This is a genomic window from Geodermatophilus sp. SYSU D00742 (genome assembly GCF_054049935.1).
Genome location: NZ_JBJGYJ010000023.1, coordinates 1 through 17,982 on the forward strand (window position 1 = coordinate 1; position 17,982 = coordinate 17,982).

The window sequence follows — 17,982 nt, forward strand, 5'->3', positions numbered from 1 at the left end:
TTCTGGGTTCGCGTCCACCGGGCTCGGTCGGGACCACCCCGCGGTCCAGAGCGCGCGAGGGGTCGAGGGCGCGGTCCTCGTCGGTCCGCGGCGGCGCGGCCGCGCCGCCGTCCGGCGTCCGCTCGTAGCGACGGCCCATCCCCGGCCAGGCGCGGCCGCGCAGCACGGTGAGCAGCCCCGCGAGGACGGCGACCACGCCGGCCAGCAGGGCCAGCACCGGCCAGGCCGCGTGCACCTCGGCGGTGAGGTCGCTGCCGGGCGCGCCGGCGCCGACGGCGGCCGCCGCGGCGGCGTCCGCGTCGCCGACCAGGGACCGCAGCCCCGACCAGCCGAGCACGCCCCCGGCGACGGCCACGAGGAGGCCGACGGCGGTCCGCCCCGCGCCGCGGACGGCGAGCAGCGCCACCGCGGCGGCCAGGAGCAGCAGCCCCCCGGCGGGGACCAGCGGCGCCAGCGTGCTGCCGGTCAGCTCGGTGGTGGTCGGCGGGAGCGGCGCCGGACGCCGCAGCGTGGCCGTGGTCCACGTCTGCCCGCCGGCGGAGAGGGCCAGCCCGCCGGCGAGCGCGGCACCGGCCACCGCCAGGGTCAGCTCCCGGCGGGCGCGGCCCGGCGGAGCGGTCCCCGCCTCCCACGGGGCGCTCACGGGAGCTCCCGCATCCCCTCGGCCGTGGCGATGGCGGACAGGACCGCCCGGGCCTTGTGCCGGGTCTCGGCCTCCTCGGTGACCGCGTCGCTGTCGGCGACGATGCCGGCGCCGGCCTGCACGTAGGCCCGCCCCTGGTGCAGCACCGCCGTCCGGATGGCGATGGCCATGTCGAGGTCGCCGCTGGCGTCGACGTAGCCGACGGTGCCCGCGTACAGCGCGCGGCGGGTCGGTTCCAGCGTCTCGATGATCTCCATCGCCCGCGGCTTGGGCGCGCCCGAGACGGTGCCGGCCGGGAACGTGGCGTCGAAGACGTCGAGGGCGTCCCACTCCGGGGCGACCTCACCGGCGACGGTGGACACCAGGTGCATGACGTGGCTGTAGTGCTCGACCCGCATGAAGTCGGGCACCTCCACCGTGCCGGGGACGCACACCCGGCCCAGGTCGTTGCGCGCCAGGTCGACGAGCATGACGTGCTCGGCGCGCTCCTTCGGGTCGGCGAGCAGCCCCTCGGCCAGCCGGGCGTCCTCCTCGGGGGTGGCGCCGCGCGGCCGGGTGCCGGCCGGCGGGTGGACGACGGCCGAGGAACCGGTCACCGTCACCAGCGCCTCCGGGGAGGAGCCGACGACGTCGAACGGCGTCTCCCGGCCGGCGAAGCGCAGCAGGTACATGTACGGCGAGGGGTTGGTCGCCCGCAGCACCCGGTAGAGGTCGAGCGCGTCGACCTCGGTCGGCACCTCGAAGCGCTGGGACAGCACCACCTGGAAGGCGTCGCCGGCCCGGATGTGCTCGCGGACCCGCTCCACGCCGTCCTCGAACACCCCGGGCGCCATGTTGCTGACCACCGGCGGCGGCTCGGCGGTGGCGAAGGTGGCCACCCCCGGCTGCACGGCCTTGGCGAGGTCGGCGGCCATCGCGTCGAGCCGGGCGACGGCGTCGTCCCAGCCGGTGCCGTCCTCGCCCGCGCCCCTGAGCGCGTTGGCGATGAGCAGCACCGTGCCGTCGGTGTGGTCGAGCACGGCGAGGTCGGTGACGAGCGTGAGCGCCAGCTCCGGCATGCCGAGGTCGTCGGCGGCGAGGACCGGCAGCCGTTCCAGCCGCCGGACGACGTCGTAGCCGAGGTAGCCGACCAGGCCGCCGGTCAGCGGCGGCAGGCCCTCGGTGCGTGGCGAGCGGAGCCGGCGGGCCAGCGTCCGGACGGCGGCCAGCGGGTCGTCCGGCAGGTCGTCGGTCAGCCCGGGCAGCGGCTGCCCCAGCCACTGCGTGACGCCGTCCCGCTCGGTGAGGACGCCGGCGCTCCGGACGCCGACGAAGCTGTACCGCGCCCACCGCTTGCCCTGCTCGGCGGACTCCAGCAGCACCGTGCCGGGCCGGTTGCCGGCGAGCTTGCGGTAGATGCCGACGGCGGTCTCGCCGTCGGCCAGCAGCCGGCGGGTGACCGGCACCACGGCGCGCCCGGTCCGGTCGAGGGCCTCGAACTCCTCGCGCGACGGCGTGGTCTCACCGAGCCGCACGGGACACCTCCAGGGGACGGGCGAAGCAGCTGCGGGCCCCGGTGTGACAGGCCGGGCCCTCCTGGTCGACGAGCACCAGCAGGGCGTCGCCGTCACAGTCCAGGCGCACGTCGCGGACCCACTGGCGGTGCCCGGAGGTCTCGCCCTTCACCCAGTACTCCTGCCGGCTGCGCGACCAGTAGGTGGCCCGCCCGGTGGTGAGGGTGCGGTGCAGCGCCTCGTCGTCCATCCAGGCGACCATGAGCACCTCGCCGGTGTCGTGCTGCTGGACCACGGCGGCGACCAGGCCGGCGTCGTCACGGCGCAGCAGCGCGGCGACGGCCGGGTCCAGGGCGGACTCGGGAGCGGGGACGACGGACATGCCCCGATCGTCCCACCCGACGGCGTCCGCCCCGGTCACCGGCTCGGCGCCCCCTGCCGGTCGACGGCGAACCACTCGCGGGCCGACCGCCCGGCCGACAGCCCCAGGGCGACCGCCGGGGCGACGGCGAAGCAGAAGACGCCGAACAGCAGCACCGCGGACGGGTCCGCGCCGGGCACCTGCCCGAGGAAGGCCATCAGCCGCACCGCCCAGTAGACGGCCAGGGCCACCTGCAGCCCCAGGGCCGCGACCAGCGTCCGGCGCGCGGCCCGGCTGCGCCGGCTGAGCACCATGACCCCGCCCACGACCAGCGCGACGACCGAGACGATCTGGACCGCGGCCAGCACGGTCGCCTCCGCGGCCAGCGCCCGGCCGTCGCCCGGGAAGCCGGGCTCCCCGTCGGCGAGGGTGAACAGGGAGGCCACCAGGAAGACGTAGGCCGATGCCACGGCGACCCCGGCCGCCTGCACGAAGGCGAGCACCGCGGCGGCGACGACCTGGCCGGGTCGCCGGGGCCCGGCCGGGGGCGGCGGCCACGGCATCCCGTACGGCGCGTAGGGGGCGCCGTAGGGCGTCGCCCCGTACGGGCTCCAATCGCCGGGCGCACCGTAGGGCGGCCCCATCCACGGCGGGACGGCCGCCGTCGGGGGCGGGCCGGCATAGGGGGCGCCCTGCTCGGTCTGCGTGGCCGGGTCCGACCACGGGTCCCGCGGTGCGCTCACAGCGCCGCCGCCAGGGCGCGGCCGGCGGTCCGGCCGGAGAACAGGCAGCCACCCAGGAAGGTGCCCTCCAGCGAGCGGTAACCGTGCATGCCCCCGCCGCCGAAGCCGGCCACCTCGCCCGCGGCGTACAGGCCGGGGAAGACCTCCCCGCCGGCGCGCAGCACCCGCCCGGACAGGTCGGTCTCCAGCCCGCCGAGGGTCTTGCGGGTCAGCAGGTTGAGCCGCACCGCGATCAGCGGCCCCGCCTCGGGGTCCAGCAGCCGGTGCGGCGGAGCGACGCGGATGAGCTTGTCGCCGAGGTACTGGCGGGCGCCGCGCACGGCGGTGACCTGCAGGTCCTTGCCGAACCCGTTGGCGATGGCGCGGTCGCGGCAGACGACCTCCCGCTCCACCGTGCCCAGGTCCAGCTCCGGCGTCCCGCCGGTGATGCGGTTCATCCCGGCCACCAGCTGCGGGAGGGTCGACGCGACGACGAAGTCCTCCCCGCGGTCGAGGAACGCCTGCACCGGCCCGGCCACCCCCGCCTTGACCCGGTTCAGCAGGAGCTTGACGTCCTTCCCGGTCAGGTCGGGGTTCTGCTCGGAGCCCGACAGCGCGAACTCCTTCTCCACGATCTTCTGCGTCGCCACGAACCACGTGTGCTCGTACCCGGTCTGCCCGATGTGGGCCAGCGTGCCGAGGGTGTCGAAGCCCGGGAACAGGGGCACCGGCAGCCGCGCGCCCGTGGCGTCCAGCCACAGGGACGACGGCCCCGGGAGGATCCGGATGCCGTGCCGCTCCCAGACCGGCGAGTGGTTGGCGACGCCCTCGGTGTAGTGCCACATCCGGTCGCGGTTGATCAGGTGCCCGCCGGCGGCCTCGGTGGCCTGCAGCATCCGGCCGTCGACGTGCGCCGGGACGCCGGAGAGCAGCCGCTGCGGGGCCGGCCCGAGCCGGGCCGGCCAGTTCCGGCGCACCAGGTCGGTGTTGCCGCCGATCCCGCCGGAGGTGACGACGACGGCCTGCGCGGTGACCTCGAACGCGCCGACCTCGGTGCGGGAGCTGGCCACCCCGCGGGCGACGTCACTGGGCTCCAGGACGCCGCCGCGCACGCCGGTCACGGCACCGCCGCTGACGACCAGTTCGTCGACCCGGTGGCGGAAGCGCAGGTCCACCAGGCCGCGGTCGACGGCGGCGCGCACCCGGCGGGCGAACGGCTCGACCAGGCCGGGCCCGGTCCCCCACACGATGTGGAAGCGCGGCACGGAGTTGCCGTGGCCGGTGGCGGTGTACCCGCCGCGCTCGGCCCAGCCCACGACCGGGAAGAACCCGACCCCCTGCTCCCGCAGCCAGGCCCGCTTCTCCCCCGCCGCGAACTGCAGGTAGGCCTCGGCCCAGCGGCGGGGCCAGTGGTCCTCGTCGCGGTCGAACCCGGCGGTGCCGAACCAGTCCTGCCGGGCCAGCTCCAGGGAGTCGCGCACGCGCAGCCGGCGCTGTTCCGGGGAGTCGACGAGGAACAGCCCGCCGAAGGACCACCAGGCCTGCCCGCCGAAGGAGGCCTCGGGCTCCTGCTCGAGGAGCACCACGCGCCTGCCGGCGTCGGCCAGCTCGGCGGTGGCGACCAGCCCGGCCAGGCCCGCGCCCACCACGACGACGTCTGTGTCGATCACGGACGCACGCTAGCGGGCGCGGGCACCACGGCGGCCCCGCTGCGGGGAGCGCGTCGCCCGGGCGGGGCGGGTCCACTCCCGGATCGGGCGGCGCAGCGTCAGCGCCAGGCAGCCGGCCGGCCCGACGAGGAGCAGCACCGCCCACCACGTCGCCGACCCGCCGCCGAGCACGCCGAACAGGACCGCCAGGCCGGCGAGGAGCAGCAGCGGCAGCGCAGCACCGGCGGCGAGCACCAGCCACCCCCTGCTCCGGCCGAGCCAGACCATGGCCGCACCCGTGGCCGCCCAGCCGGCCAGGAGAGCGGCGCCCACCACGTACCAGTGCCAGCCGCGGTCCGGCTCCCAGAGCAGGTAGCCCAGGAAGAGGTCCTCGGCGGCGACGAGCACCCCGAACACCGCGGCGAACGGGGCCAGCAGGGGGCGCTCCAGCGGCGCCGCGCCCGCGGTGCGACCCGGTGCCGGCCGTGGTGCCGGGCGGGGCGAGCGGCGTGGGACGGCCCGGCTCCGCGAGGAGGACGACGGCATGCCCGGCAGCGTAGGGCCGCCCGCGGTCGACGACCCGCGGCCGGGGACCCCTCGGGCGGGCGGCGCCGGTCGCTCAGCGGGCGCGGCGGGGGCGGCCGGCGATCCACCGGCGGACACGCCGGGTGAGCGCGAGGGCCGCCGCGAGCACCGGGAGGACGAGGAGCAGCAGCGGCCAGGCAGAGCCGCCCGTCTCGGTCCGCGCCGCGGCCCAGATGACCGCACCGGTCAGCACGGCGACCGGGACGACCGACAGCACCAGCAGCAGCCAGCCGCGACGGGCCAGCAGCCACAGCGCGCCCCACAGCTGCAGCACCGGCGCGACGACGAGCAGGTAGGTCCACGGGTCGGGACCGGCGTCGGCGGTCAGCCCGCCCAGGGCCACGGCGGAGAGGGCGACGAAGGCCGGCGGCAGCGCACCGACGATGCCCAGGACGCCCGCAGCGAGCGCCGGGCCCGGCATGCGCGGGTCGGACGGGGGGACGTCGTCGACCGGGGGCCGGGCGCGGCCGGTGGGTGTGGGCATGCTCCGCAGGCTAGGGCGCCGGAGCCGCCGGCGGGGCCTGTGGCACCGGCGCAGCGTCGCGGCCGTCGCAGCGCGGCCGGAGGAGCGCGTGCGCCGCCGTCCGGGCCCGGTGGCTCAGCCCGCCGGCTGCGGCTCGCCGGCCGAGGAGCGCCGCCAGGAGGCGTGCAGCCGCGCATAGGGACCCTCGGCGTCCACCAGGTCGGCGTGCGTGCCGCGCTGGACGACCCGTCCGGCGTCGACGACGAGCACCTCGTCGGCGCGCTCGGCGGTCGACAGCCGGTGCGCGATGGTGAGGGTCGTCCGCCCGTCGGTGAGGGCGTCGAGGGCACGGGTCAGCCGCTGCTCGGTCGCCGGGTCGACCGCACTGGTCGCCTCGTCGAGCACCAGCAGGTCGGGATCGGCGACGTAGGCGCGGGCGACGGCGACCAGCTGCCGCTCCCCCGCCGACAGCGACTCCCCCCGCTGCCCGACGCGGGTCGCCACGCCCTCGGCGAGGCCCGCCACCCAGGCCGCCAGGCCCAGGTGGTCGAAGGCGGCGAGCACCTCGGCGTCGGTCAGCCCCGGCCGGCCGTAGCGCACGTTGTCGGCGACGGTGGCGTCGAAGAGGAACCCGTCCTGCGGCACCATGACCACCCGCCGGCGCAGCGAGGCGAACGAGACCCGGTCCAGCGGCACCCACCCCGTGGCGTCGTCGCCGAGCAGCACGCGCCCCGCGGTCGGGTCCATCAGCCGGGTCACCAGCTTGGCGAAGGTCGTCTTGCCCGAGCCGGTCTCGCCGACGATCGCGACCCGCCGGCGCGGCGCGATGTCCAGGTCGACGTCGTCCAGGGCCGGCCGGGCACCGGGGGCGTACCGGAAGGTGACGTGCTCGAACCGCACCCCCAGCGGGCCACCCGGCAGCTCCCGCGCGCCGGCGGGGTCGGCCACGGCGGGGTCGCGGACGTCGGGCTCGGTGTCGAGCACGTCGAGCACCCGGCGGAACCCGGCGACGGCGTTCTGCGCCTCGTTGAGCACCTCGCTGGCGGTCTGCACCGGGGCGACGAACAGCGTCACGAGGAAGAGGAACGCCACCAGGGTGCCGGCGGTGAGGTCGCCGCCGACGCCGAGCAGCACACCGACGACGACCACCGCGGCGTTGGCGATCGCGGCGACGAACTCGCCGCTGACGAACACCGCGGCCGTCGTGCGCTGCGCGGACACCTGCGCCCGGTAGTGCCCGTCGACGGCGCGGTCGAGGCGGGCGGCGGTGCGCTCCCGGATGCCGTAGGCCCGCACCGTCGCGGCGCCCACCACGGCCTCCGAGACGGCGGCGAGGACGTCGCCGACCCGCTCCCGGACCACGCCGTAGACCACGGCCAGCCGCCGGGCGAAGAAGCGGATGGCGACGGCCAGCGGCACGAAGCAGACCACCACCAGCAGGGTCAGCTGCCAGGAGTAGACGGCCATCACCACGGTCGCCACGACCAGCTGGCCCAGGCTCACCACGCCGAGCACGCCACCCCACTGCATGAAGGTGGAGAGCTGGTCGACGTCACTGGTGACCCGGGAGACCAGCGACCCGCGCCGCTGGCCCTGCTGGTGCAGCACGGACAGGTCGTGGACGTGGCGGAACGCCCGCGCGCGCAGCCCGGCCAGGGCGGTCTCCGTCGTCCGGAACAGGCGGACGTTCATCCGGTACACCGCCACCCCGGTGAGCACCACGACGACGGCGCACAGCAGCACGAGGTCGCGGACCAGCCCGAGATCCGGTCCGCCCGGGCCCGACAGGCCGCGGTCGATGACCTGCTGGACGGCGATCGGCACGACCACCCGCCCGGCGGTGGCGACCAGGGCGAGGGCGAAGGTGGCCGGGAGGCCGCGGCGGAACTCCGGCATCATCCGCAGGCCGCGGCGCAGGGTGCGCAGCGCGCCCTCGTCGCGGTGCTCGGCGAGCGCGGTGCTCATGCCGCCACCTCCGTCTGCGCGTAGGCCCGCACCAGCGCCTGGTAGCCGGGCACCTCGGCGAGCAGCTGCTCGTGCGTGCCCCGGGCGAGCACCCGGCCGCCCTCCAGCCACACGACCTCGTCGGCGAGCGCGATCGTCGCCTGGCGGTAGGCGACCACGACCACCGTCGAGGGCCGGTCGGTGTCGCGAAGGGCGTCGAGGATGCGCGCCTCCACCGCCGGGTCGACGGCGCTGGTCGCGTCGTCGAGCACGAGCAGCCGCGGCCGGCGGACGACCGCGCGGGCCAGCGCGAGCCGCTGCCGCTGGCCGCCCGACAGCGACGCGCCGCGCTCCCCCACCCGGGTGTCGAGCCCCTCGGGGAGCCGGCCGACGAACTCCTCGGCGGCCGCCACCCGCAGGGCCGACCACACCTCCTCGTCGGAGAAGTCGCCGCCCAGGGTGACGTTGCCGCGCACGGTGTCGTCGAAGAGGAAGGTGCCCTGCGGGACGAACGCCGCCTGCCCGCTGACCTCGCCCTCGCGCAGGGCCCGCAGGTCGACACCGTCGAGCAGCACCTGCCCGCTGCCGGGGTCGACCAGCCGCACCAGCAGGCCGGCCAGCGTCGACTTGCCCGACCCGGTGGGGCCCACGACGGCGACGGTGCTGCCCGCGGCGACGTCGAAGGTGATGCCCGACAGCGTGGGAGCGGCGGTGCCGTCGAAGGTGAACCCGACGTCGCGGAGGTCGAGGCCGGCGCCGGCGGTGCCGCGCGGCGCGGCGTGCTCCCCGTGCGGTGTCTCGCCGGTCGCGTCGAGCACGGGGGTGACCCGGTCGAAGCCGGCCAGCGCCCGCGGCAGGTCGGCCAGCACCCAGCCGATGGCGCGGATCGGCAGGGCCAGGAGGGTGAACAGGTAGGCGATGGCGACGAGGTCGCCGGCGTCGGTGGCCCCGACGGCGACCCGCTGGGCGCCGATGAGCAGCACCGCCAGCGTGCCGAGACCGGGCAGCGCCTCCATGAGCGGGTCGAACAGGCCGCGCACCCGACCGACGGCGACCAGGCCGTCGCGCAGCTGCTCGGCGCGGGCGGTGAAGCGGGCGGTCTCGACGTCCTCCCGGCCCAGGGTCTTGACCACCAGGGCGGCGTCGAAGCTCTCGTGGGCGATCTCGCTGACCTCGGCGCGCAGCTGCTGGGCCCGCTGCATGCGGGGGCTCATCACCTGCGAGTAGACGGCGTTGGCCAGGAACACCAGTGGGAAGACGACCAGGCCGACCAGCGCCAGCCACGGGTCGGTCGCGACCAGGGCGACCACGGTGATCGCGATCATCACCAGCGCACCGCAGGCGAAGGGCAGCGGCGCGACGAAGAACCAGGCGGCCTCGACGTCGGAGTTGGCGTTGGACAGCAGCTGCCCGGTGGGGTGGCGCTGGTGCCACGACAGCGGCAGCCGCAGGTACTGGCCGGTGACCCGGCGGCGGTAGGAGGCCTGCAGCCGGTAGCCCATGATGCCGGCGAACAGCCGCCGGCCGAGGATGCCGAGGATCTTGAGGACGGCCACCGCGAGGATGGCGCCGGCGGCCAGGGTCAGCGCCGCCGCCGTCGTCGTCCCCTGCTCGAACGCGGGCAGGACGACGCGGCCGGTGACCTCGCCGATGACGTAGGCGCTGGCGACCGTCATCGCGCCGTAGAGGCTGCTGGCGAGGAAGGCGAGGGTGAACATGCCCGGCTGCTCGGCGATCGCGCGCCCGATGTGGCGCACCCCTCGCCGGACCACGGCTTCTCGGCGGCGGGGCACGGTCCTCCTCGGTCGTCGTTCGGGCGGCGTCGCGACCGTACGGGGGGCCTCGGACATCTCGCTCCGCGGACCGGTGTCCCCGGCTCCGCACCCTCGGTAACTTCGCCGGGTGACCTCCTCTTCCCGGCCCCTCGTCGACCGTGAGCGCGCGGAGCTGGCCGACCTGCTCGACCGGCTCGGGCCCGACGCGCCGACCTGCTGTGCGGGGTGGACGACCGCCCACCTCGCCGCGCACCTCGTGGTCCGCGAGCGGCGGCCCGACGCGATGCCGGGGCTGGCGGTCGAGCAGCTCGGGGTGGCCCGGCCGCTCACCGCCTGGTCGCACCGGCTGGAGGACCAGCTGCGGGAGTCCACCCCGCACGCCGACGTCGTCGCCCGGCTGCGCTCGGGCCCGCCGGTCTGGTCGCCGCTGGGCTGGCCGCTGCTGGCGCGGCTGCTCAACACCGCCGAGTTCGTCGTCCACCACGAGGACGCCCGCCGGGCCCAGCCGGGCTGGTCCCCGCGCGCCCTGACCCGTGCCGACCAGGACGAGCTGTGGGGGGCCGCTGTCCTCTACGCCCGCCGCGCGGTCGGCAGGGTCCCCGGCGGCCTGCGGCTGCGGCGCAGCGACGTCCCGGGCATGGTGCGCCGGATCTCGCGGGCCGAGCCGGCCACCACGGTCGAGGGCGAGCCGCTGGAGCTGCTGCTGTGGGCCAGCGGCCGGGAGGACGTCGCCCGCGTCGAGATCTCCTGAGCGGGATCGCCGAGGAGTGGCCCACCCCCGGCGGCGGCGCTACCGCATCGGGGAGTCGGCCTCCCGGCGGACGGGCACACCGGCGTCGGCCAGCGCGCTCTTGACCTCGCCGATGCGCAGCTTGCCGAAGTGGAACACGCTCGCGGCCAGCACCGCGTCGGCGCCGGCCTCGACCGCGGGCGGGAAGTGCCCGGGCTCCCCCGCACCCCCGCTGGCGATGACCGGCACGGTGACCTCCCGGCGGACCGCCCGGATCAGCTCCAGGTCGAAGCCGGCCTGGGTGCCGTCGGCGTCCATCGAGTTGAGCAGCACCTCGCCCACCCCCAGCTCCGCGGCCTGGACCACCCACTCGACGGCGTCCCGCCCGGTGCCGCGGCGCCCGCCGTGCGTGGTGATCTCGAAGCCGGAGTCGGTGACCGCGCCGTCCCGGCAGCGGCGGGCGTCGAGGGAGAGCACGAGCACCTGGTTGCCGAACCGGTCGGTGATCTCGCTGATCAGCTCGGGCCGGGCGACGGCGGCGGTGTTGACGGCGACCTTGTCCGCGCCGGCGCGCAGCAGCCGGTCGACGTCGGTGACGCTGCGGACGCCGCCGCCGACGGTCAGCGGGATGAAGACGCTCTCCGCGGTCCGGCGGACGACGTCGTAGGTGGTCTCGCGGTCGCCGGAGCTGGCCGTGATGTCGAGGAAGGTCAGCTCGTCGGCGCCCTCGGCGTCGTACACGCGGGCCATCTCCACCGGGTCGCCGGCGTCCCGCAGGTCGACGAAGTTCACGCCCTTGACCACGCGCCCGGCGTCGACGTCCAGGCACGGGATGACGCGCACCGCCAGACTCATGCCCCCGCCCTCCGCACCGCGTCGGCCTCGACCTCCACCAGCATCGCCGGGTCGATGAGGGCCGCGACCTGCACCATCGACGTCGCCGGGCGGACGTCGCCGAACACCTCGCCGTGCGCCCGACCGACCTCCTCCCAGCGGGTGATGTCGGTGACGAACAGGCGGGTGCGGACGACGTCGGCGACGGTGAACCCGGCCCGCTCCAGCGCCTCGGCCAGGTTGGCCAGCGCCTGGCGGGTCTGCCCGGCGGCGTCGCCGGGGCAGACGACCTCGCCGTCCACCGTCGCGGTCGTGCCGCTCACCCAGGCCATGTCACCGTGGACGACGACGCGGCTGTAGCCGACCACCGCCTCCCAGGGCGTGTCGGAGCCGAACCGCACCACTCTCATGCCAGTTCCTCGGTGACCCGCAGCGCCTCGGGGAGGGTGAACGCCCCCGCGTAGAGGGCCTTGCCGACGATCGCGCCCTCGACACCGACGGCGGTCAGGCCGGCCAGCGCGCGGATGTCGTCCAGCGAGCTGACCCCGCCGGAGGCGACGACCGGCCGGGAGGTGGCGGCGCACACCTCGCGCAGCAGGTCCAGGTTCGGGCCGCGCAGCGTGCCGTCCTTGGTGATGTCGGTGACGACGTAGCGGGCGCAGCCCTCGGCGTCGAGTCGGGCGAGGGTCTCGTAGAGCTCACCGCCCTCGCGGGTCCAGCCGCGGGCGGCCAGCCGGGTGCCGCGCACGTCGAGGCCGACGGCGATCCGGTCACCGTGCTCGGCGATCGCGCGGGCGCACCACTCCGGCGACTCCAGCGCCGCGGTGCCCAGGTTGACCCGCCGGCAGCCGGTGGCCAGCGCCGCGGCCAGGGACTCGTCGTCCCGGATGCCGCCGGACAGCTCGACGTCGACGTCGAGCTCCCCGACCACGCGGGCCAGCAGCTCGCGGTTGCTGCCGCGGCCGAAGGCGGCGTCGAGGTCGACCAGGTGCACCCACTCGGCGCCGTCGCGCTGCCACTGCACCGCCGCCTCGAGCGGGTCGCCGTAGGAGGTCTCGCTGCCGGCCTCCCCCTGCACGAGACGGACGGCCTGGCCGTCGGCGACGTCGACGGCGGGGAGCAGCTGCAGCTTCGGCACGCCTGACAGGTTAGTGAGCCCTCATCTGTAGCCGTCGTCACCGGCCGGTCGGCCGGCGTCCTGGACCTCCACGATGTAGCGCCAGGCGTCGGGCTGCGTGCCGTCGACGTCGGGGAAGCCGTACTCGCGGGCCAGCTCCCCGCTGGACGTGGACCGCCCCGACCAGCGGGCGCGGCCCGGGTCGGCGGCGAGCGCGGCGACGGCCCGGCCGACGAACGCCGGGCTCTCGGAGATGCAGAAGTGCGGCTCGACCGCGGTGCCGTCCCGCCAGTTCTCCTCGGTGACGCCGTAGTGCTCGAGCATCATCTCCGAGCGCAGCCACCCGGGGGTGAGCGCGACCGCCGTCGCGCCGTGCGGGCGCAGGTCGTGGGCCTGGGAGAACGCCAGCCGGAGCACCGACCACTTGGCGAGGTCGTAGAAGGCGTTGAGCCGCACCGTGCGCTCGTTGTAGGCGGCCGTGCCGTCGGTGACCTCCACGACGAGACCACCCGGGCGGCGGATCAGCAGCGGCAGGGTGTGCGCGCTGGTGACCAGGTGGGTGTCCACGGCCAGCCGCAGCATCCGCAGGCCGCCGTCGAGGTCGTGCTCCCACAGCGGGACGTCCCACTCCACGAGCAGCTCGCCGCCCCAGACGTCGTTGACCAGCACGTCGAGGTGCCCCGACTCGGCGTCGATGCGGGCCGCGAGCGCGGCGACCTGCGCCGGGTCGAGGTGGTCGCAGACCACCGGGACGCCGCGGCCGCCGGCGGCGGTGACGAGGTCGGCGGTCTGCTCGATCGTCTCCGGGCGGCCGTACTCCGAGGGGCGCCCGGCGGTGCTGCGCCCGGTGCACCACACCGTGGCGCCGGCCGCGCCCAGGGCGACCGCGATGCCCCGCCCCGCGCCGCGGGTGCCGCCGGCGACCAGGGCGACGGTGCCGGAGAGGTCCGGCGGCGTGTAGTCCATGCCGGCAGCCTGCACCCGGCCACCGACAGCCGAGTGCCCCGGCGCAGGAGACCTGCGCCGGGGCACTCCCGGGCGTTCAGGAGACGGCGGCTGCCTCGGCCGGCTCCGGGTGGCGCAGCGGGAAGGGGCTCATCCCGCCGCCGTCGATCGGGATCGCCTGGCCGGTGATGTACCCGGCCTCCGGCGAGGCGAGGAACGCCACCGCGGCGGCGATGTCGTCGGGCAGGCCCACCCGGCCGACGGGGATGTTGCGCCCGCGCGAGGCCAGCAGCGCCGCCTCGTCGACGTCCGGGCCGGAGCTGAGGAACGCCCGGCTGGTGCCCACCAGCCCGGGGCACAGGGCGTTGACCGTGATCCCCCACGGCCCCAGGTCCATCGCCAGGGCCCGGGTCAGCCCGATGACACCGGCCTTGGACGCCGAGTAGGGCCCGGAGAACGGCGCGGCGGTGAGCCCGGCCATCGACGAGATGTTGACGATCCGGCCCGAGCGCTGGGCCCGCATCACCGGGACGGCGGCGGCGCTCATCAGCCACGGCCCGCGCAGGTTGACCGCGATGACCCGGTCGAACACCTCGACCGGGATGTCGGCCACGTCGGCGCGGTCGGGGCCCTGCGGCGCGGCGGCGTTGTTGACCAGGACGTCGAGTCGGCCGAACCGGTCGACGGCCTCGGCCACCATGCGCCGGGCGTCGGCCTCGACCGCGACGTCGCCCAGCGCGGGGTGCGCCGTCCCCCCGCCGGCGGTGATGTCGGCGACCAGCGCCTCCACCCCGCCCCACTCCGCCGACCGGTGCTCCTGCTGGCGGTTGGGCACACCGGTGGCCTGCAGGTCGGTGACGACGACGGCCACCCCCCGGGCCGCGAGCGTCCGCGCGATCGCCTGGCCCATGCCGTCCGGCTTGCCGCAGCCGGTGACGAGCGCGACCCGCTGCGCCGTCACGTCGCGTCCCCGGCCGGCTTCGGCGGCTTGGGGCTGCTCGGGCCGCCGTCGACCGACAGGATCTGGCCCGACACCCAGCGGGCGCGGTCGCTGGAGAGGAAGAGGACCGCCTGGGCGATGTCCCAGGGGCTGCCCTCGGTGCCCAGCCCGGACCAGCCCCTGCGGATCTCGCGCATCTCCGGGGACATGTTCGCCGCGGCGAACGCCCCCCAGATGGCGCCCACCTGCACGCAGTTCACCCGGATGCCGCGCTCGCCCAGGGTGTTGGCCGCGCCGACGGTCATGTTCTCCAGGCCGGCCTTGGCCAGGTTGTAGACCATGCCCGGCCCGCGGGCCCGGACCCCGACGGAGCTGATGTTCACGATCGCCGAGCCGCTGGGCAGCACCTCGACCGCGTGCCGGGTCATCTGCCAGGCGGTGGTCAGGTTGAGGTCCATCAGCTGGTGGAACCGCTCGGGGGTCACCTCGAAGATGCCCGCCCGGTCACCGACGGCGACGTTGTTGACCAGGGTGTCGAACCCGCCGAACTGGGCGACGGTCTCCTCGACGGCCCGCTTGCAGGCGTCGTCGTCGAGCAGGTCGGCGACGACGGCGACCGCCTTGCCGCCGTCGGCCTCGATCGCGTCCACGGTGCGCTGCGCCGCGGCGAGGTCCCGGTCGAGGACGGCGACCCGCGCGCCGTGGGCGGCGAGGACCCGGCTGATCGCGTAGCCGACGCCGGGCTCCGTGGTGCTCTGCTGACCGCCACCGGTGACCAGGGCGGTCCGCCCGGTCATCCAGAGCTCGCCCGCGTCCCCGAAGGGGTCGGTGAGGGACTCGCTGAACTCGGTCACTGCCGGTCTCCTGCCTGGGTCGGGGTGGTCCGGCCGACGACGGGCACCGAGCTCGCCGACCAGCCGGAGAAGACGCGCACCACCATCGAGATGCCGGCGTTGCGGGCACCGGCGACGACGATCGGCAGGACCTCGGGCCCCTCGCCGGAGAAGAGCCGGTCGAAGGCCTCGGGGTCGGTGCCTCCGTCGGCGAAGCGAACGCCGTTGTCGCCGACGCCGTCCTTGCCCACCCGGGCCAGGTCGGCCTTGCTGCGGCCGCAGCGCTCGACCAGCCACGCGCGGACGTCGGCCTTGCTCATCCCGGCGCCGGCCAGCATCTGCGCGTGCTCGGGGCAGAAGACGATCCCGGCCGGGTGGTGGCGGAAGATCTGGGCGCCACTGCGCGAGATCGTGTCGGCGAAGTCGGCCAGCAGCTGCTCGGGGTCGGCGGTGTGCCGGTTGTCGACGTACTCGACGGTGCGGGTGAGCATCCCGGAGACCGCCGAGGTGCCGGCGGCCACGCCGCCCTCCACCGACAGCGGCTCCCAGGGGCTCTCCTCCTCGTTCTCCGCGAGGCAGACCTGCCACCGGCCGGGCAGGCCCTGGGTGGCCTGCTCGAACCCGTGGGGGACGACGCCGAGGGCGTTGCGCACCATGAGCCCGATCGACCGGGCGACGGTCGCGTTGGGGCGGAAGCCGGGGCCGAAGACGCCGCCGGCCGCGTTGAGGCCCAGCTCCTGTCGGACCGGGCCGTTGACGACCAGCAGCGGCGAGGGTCCGCTGGTGGACTGCCAGCCGCCGCCCTGCGCCGAGCGGTCCCGCTGGACCGCCTCCCACGCGGCGAGGACGACCGGGAAGTACTCGGGCCGGCAGCCGGCCATGGCCGCGTTGACGGCCGCGAGCTCCACGGTCACGCTGCGGTTCAGGTGCGGCAGCGTGCCGATGACCTCGCCGGCCTGCCGGTCGACGGTGGCGAGGAACCGGTCGACCAGCGACCGGGTGGCCGGGACCAGCGGCAGCCCGTCGGACCAGCCCTGCGCGTAGCAGTGCTCGACGGCGGCCTGGGCGGCCTCGGGGTCGGCGTCGGGGACGACGACGGGGGCATCGGCCTGCAGGGTCATGACGCCACCTGCCGGGCGGTCGCCGCCGTCACGGTGGCGACGACCTGCGGCAGCAGCTGCCGGGCCCGCTCGCGGACGGCGTCGGCGTCCAGGATGGCCACCGGGTGGGCGGTGGTCAGGTAGCGGTAGTCCGGCGCCCCCTGGACCTCGGCCATGCCGCTGGCCGTGGCGGTGAACGCGTCGGAGCAGATCACCGCGGCCGGCACGCCGGCGCGCTCGAGGGCGATGCCGTCGGCGACGGCCGACGCGCTGCAGGACCCGCAGTCCCCGACGCCGGTCAGCACGACGTCGCACTCGCGGACCAGCTCGGCCAGCTGCTCCTCGGGCAGCGGCAGCGCGAAAGCGGTCTTGGTGCGGCGCAGCACCGTCGCCGAGGCACCGTGCTCGCTGTGCAGCAGCGCGGCGAGCTCGTCGAGCAGCAGCGCGGCGTTGTGCTTGGTGTTCTCCAGCAGCCCGAGCCGGACGCCGGTCAGGTCGGTGCGCCGGGGCGCCTGCGCGGTGGCGCCGGTGCGGGTGGTCGTCTGCCCCGTGGGGTCGAGGATGTCGGCGAGGGTGGCCATCAGTCCCCCACCACCGGGGTGGGGGTCGGGCAGGTGGTCGGGTTCACGCGGCCTCGTGTCCTCTCGGCGGGATGGTCGCCGCCGGTGGCGCGCGAGGGCGCCGGCCGGCGTGCGGATCACGGCTGGCGGACGGCACCCCGACGGCCGGCTCCCCGACCGGGGACGCGGTGACCGGGCTCACGCCGTCCTCGACCATCGTGTGCCGGGCCACACCCCGGCAGCGACGGCACTTCCCTGAGGTGGAAGCCAGGGCGGCACGCCACGGTCGGGCGGACGTGCTTGACACCACCACGGTGGCCCACGCACAGTGACGCGGCCCACTTCGGTGCAGCAGCCAACCAGATGTCGTGTGAAACGAAAGGGCGTGCATGGGAGCCACCAGACCGTTGCCGGCGGCCGCCACCGAGAGCCGGCCGAGCCGGCTGCCCACCAGCGGCGCCGCCACGGCCGCCGGACGGGTGCTCGCCGTCCTGTCGGCCTTCGGGCCGGCCCACCCCTCCCTGACCCTCAGCGAGATCAGCCGGCGCTCGGGGCTCACGCTCACGACGACGCACCGCCTGGTCGGCGAGCTGCGGCAGTGGGGCGGCCTCGAGCGGGCGCCCGACGGGCGCTACGCCATCGGGCTGCGCCTGCTGGAGCTCGGCGCCCTCGCCCCGCACGGGCTGCAGCTGCGCGAGCTGGCCCTCCCCTACCTCGACGACCTCCACCAGGCCACCCGTGCCAACGTGCACCTCGCCGTCCGGGACGGCGCCGACGGCGTGTACGTCGAGGCGCTGCGGGCCCGCGGCGCGGTCCAGGTGCTCAGCCGGCTGGGCGGGCGCTGGCCGCTGCACGCCACGGGCACCGGGCAGGTGCTGCTGGCCTACGCCGACCGCGAGGTGCAGGACGAGCTGCTGCAGGCCCCGCTCAAGCGGTTCACCCCGGACACGATCACCAACGTCGCCGAGCTGCGGCGGGTGCTGGCCGAGGTCCGGCGCACCGGCGTGGCGATCGCGGAGAACCAGCTGACCCCCGACGCGCTGGCCGTCGCCGTGCCGGTCCGGGGCCAGCGCGACGAGGTCGTGGCCGCCCTGGGCGTGACGGTGCAGCGCGGGACCGTGCAGAGCCACGCCCTGGTCCCCGCCCTGGCCGCCACCGCCCGCGGCATCTCCCGGGCCCTGGGCGCCCCCTCGGCCAAGCCCGAGGCCAGCAACGCCATCCGCGCGTCCCGCACCCCCCGCTCCGCCGGCTGAGCCGCGGTGCCGGCCGGCCCGCGGGTCCGCCCGGC

Annotated in this window: 19 protein-coding genes; 2 read left to right on the plus strand and 17 right to left on the minus strand. The window is 76.3% G+C overall.

Annotated elements, in window-relative coordinates; genetic code table 11:
- From ACI78V_RS15660 to ACI78V_RS15700, 9 genes are all read right to left on the minus strand, one after another.
- On the minus strand, positions 1–643 hold a 643-nt coding region (locus tag ACI78V_RS15660), incomplete at its 3' end, for a Trp biosynthesis-associated membrane protein (RefSeq protein WP_456852309.1).
- Positions 640–2,157 (minus strand): anthranilate synthase component I, encoded by a 1,518-nt coding sequence (locus tag ACI78V_RS15665; protein ID WP_456852310.1) that lies wholly within the window; start codon positions 2,155–2,157, stop codon positions 640–642. The genes ACI78V_RS15660 and ACI78V_RS15665, both read right to left, overlap by 4 nt.
- Positions 2,144–2,518 carry a phosphoribosyl-AMP cyclohydrolase gene (gene hisI, locus ACI78V_RS15670; protein ID WP_456852311.1) on the minus strand — a complete coding sequence of 125 codons (375 nt, stop codon included), beginning with the start codon at positions 2,516–2,518 and terminating at the stop codon, positions 2,144–2,146. The genes ACI78V_RS15665 and hisI overlap by 14 nt, the downstream gene beginning before the upstream one ends.
- A gap of 35 nt (positions 2,519–2,553) precedes the next feature.
- A complete protein-coding gene (locus ACI78V_RS15675; protein ID WP_456852313.1) occupies positions 2,554–3,240 on the minus strand; it encodes a hypothetical protein in 687 nt (228 codons plus the stop codon).
- On the minus strand, positions 3,237–4,889 hold the full coding sequence (locus ACI78V_RS15680) for an FAD-binding dehydrogenase (protein WP_456852315.1): 1,653 nt from the start codon (positions 4,887–4,889) through the stop codon (positions 3,237–3,239). Before ACI78V_RS15680 ends, ACI78V_RS15675 begins: the two co-directional genes overlap by 4 nt.
- 9 nt (positions 4,890–4,898) lie before the next feature.
- Entirely contained in the window at positions 4,899–5,414 is a 516-nt protein-coding gene (locus ACI78V_RS15685; RefSeq protein ID WP_456852317.1) for a hypothetical protein, read from the minus strand.
- A gap of 73 nt (positions 5,415–5,487) precedes the next feature.
- The gene (locus tag ACI78V_RS15690; protein WP_456852318.1) at positions 5,488–5,937 is read right to left on the minus strand and encodes a hypothetical protein; all 450 of its coding nucleotides are present in this window, start codon (positions 5,935–5,937) and stop codon (positions 5,488–5,490) included.
- A gap of 114 nt (positions 5,938–6,051) precedes the next feature.
- A complete protein-coding gene (locus ACI78V_RS15695; RefSeq protein WP_456852319.1) occupies positions 6,052–7,881 on the minus strand; it encodes an ABC transporter ATP-binding protein in 1,830 nt (609 codons plus the stop codon).
- On the minus strand, positions 7,878–9,653 hold the full coding sequence (locus tag ACI78V_RS15700) for an ABC transporter ATP-binding protein (protein WP_456852321.1): 1,776 nt from the start codon (positions 9,651–9,653) through the stop codon (positions 7,878–7,880). The genes ACI78V_RS15695 and ACI78V_RS15700 overlap by 4 nt, the downstream gene beginning before the upstream one ends.
- Before the next feature lie 109 nt (positions 9,654–9,762).
- On the opposite strand from ACI78V_RS15700, the gene ACI78V_RS15705 reads away from it, so the two are divergent.
- Positions 9,763–10,386, plus strand: coding sequence for a TIGR03085 family metal-binding protein (locus tag ACI78V_RS15705; RefSeq protein WP_456852323.1), 624 nt, complete (start codon positions 9,763–9,765; stop codon positions 10,384–10,386).
- Positions 10,387–10,425: 39 nt separating this feature from the next.
- Here the strand turns inward: ACI78V_RS15705 and hisF are convergent, their stop codons facing one another.
- The 8 genes from hisF to ACI78V_RS15745 all read right to left on the minus strand — a co-directional run bounded on the left by hisF (position 10,426) and on the right by ACI78V_RS15745 (position 16,715).
- Positions 10,426–11,220 carry an imidazole glycerol phosphate synthase subunit HisF gene (gene hisF / locus ACI78V_RS15710; RefSeq protein WP_456852325.1) on the minus strand — a complete coding sequence of 265 codons (795 nt, stop codon included), beginning with the start codon at positions 11,218–11,220 and terminating at the stop codon, positions 10,426–10,428.
- Positions 11,217–11,609 carry a RidA family protein gene (locus tag ACI78V_RS15715; RefSeq protein ID WP_456852327.1) on the minus strand — a complete coding sequence of 131 codons (393 nt, stop codon included), beginning with the start codon at positions 11,607–11,609 and terminating at the stop codon, positions 11,217–11,219. Before ACI78V_RS15715 ends, hisF begins: the two co-directional genes overlap by 4 nt.
- On the minus strand, positions 11,606–12,337 hold the full coding sequence (gene priA / locus ACI78V_RS15720; RefSeq protein ID WP_456852329.1) for a bifunctional 1-(5-phosphoribosyl)-5-((5-phosphoribosylamino)methylideneamino)imidazole-4-carboxamide isomerase/phosphoribosylanthranilate isomerase PriA: 732 nt from the start codon (positions 12,335–12,337) through the stop codon (positions 11,606–11,608). The genes ACI78V_RS15715 and priA overlap by 4 nt, the downstream gene beginning before the upstream one ends.
- 21 nt (positions 12,338–12,358) lie before the next feature.
- Positions 12,359–13,282, minus strand: coding sequence for an SDR family oxidoreductase (locus ACI78V_RS15725; RefSeq protein WP_456852331.1), 924 nt, complete (start codon positions 13,280–13,282; stop codon positions 12,359–12,361).
- Positions 13,283–13,358: 76 nt separating this feature from the next.
- Entirely contained in the window at positions 13,359–14,222 is an 864-nt protein-coding gene (locus tag ACI78V_RS15730) for an SDR family NAD(P)-dependent oxidoreductase (protein WP_456852333.1), read from the minus strand.
- The gene (locus ACI78V_RS15735; protein ID WP_456852335.1) at positions 14,219–15,055 is read right to left on the minus strand and encodes an SDR family NAD(P)-dependent oxidoreductase; all 837 of its coding nucleotides are present in this window, start codon (positions 15,053–15,055) and stop codon (positions 14,219–14,221) included. Before ACI78V_RS15735 ends, ACI78V_RS15730 begins: the two co-directional genes overlap by 4 nt.
- A complete protein-coding gene (locus ACI78V_RS15740) occupies positions 15,052–16,155 on the minus strand; it encodes a hypothetical protein (protein WP_456852337.1) in 1,104 nt (367 codons plus the stop codon). The genes ACI78V_RS15735 and ACI78V_RS15740 overlap by 4 nt, the downstream gene beginning before the upstream one ends.
- Positions 16,152–16,715: a UGSC family (seleno)protein gene (locus tag ACI78V_RS15745; protein WP_456852339.1), complete on the minus strand. Its 564-nt coding sequence runs from the start codon at positions 16,713–16,715 to the stop codon at positions 16,152–16,154. Before ACI78V_RS15745 ends, ACI78V_RS15740 begins: the two co-directional genes overlap by 4 nt.
- Positions 16,716–17,083: 368 nt before the next feature.
- Here ACI78V_RS15745 and ACI78V_RS15750 point away from each other — a divergent pair, with 368 nt between their 5' ends.
- On the plus strand, positions 17,084–17,947 hold the full coding sequence (locus ACI78V_RS15750) for an IclR family transcriptional regulator (protein WP_456852341.1): 864 nt from the start codon (positions 17,084–17,086) through the stop codon (positions 17,945–17,947).
- Positions 17,948–17,982 lie beyond the last annotated feature (35 nt).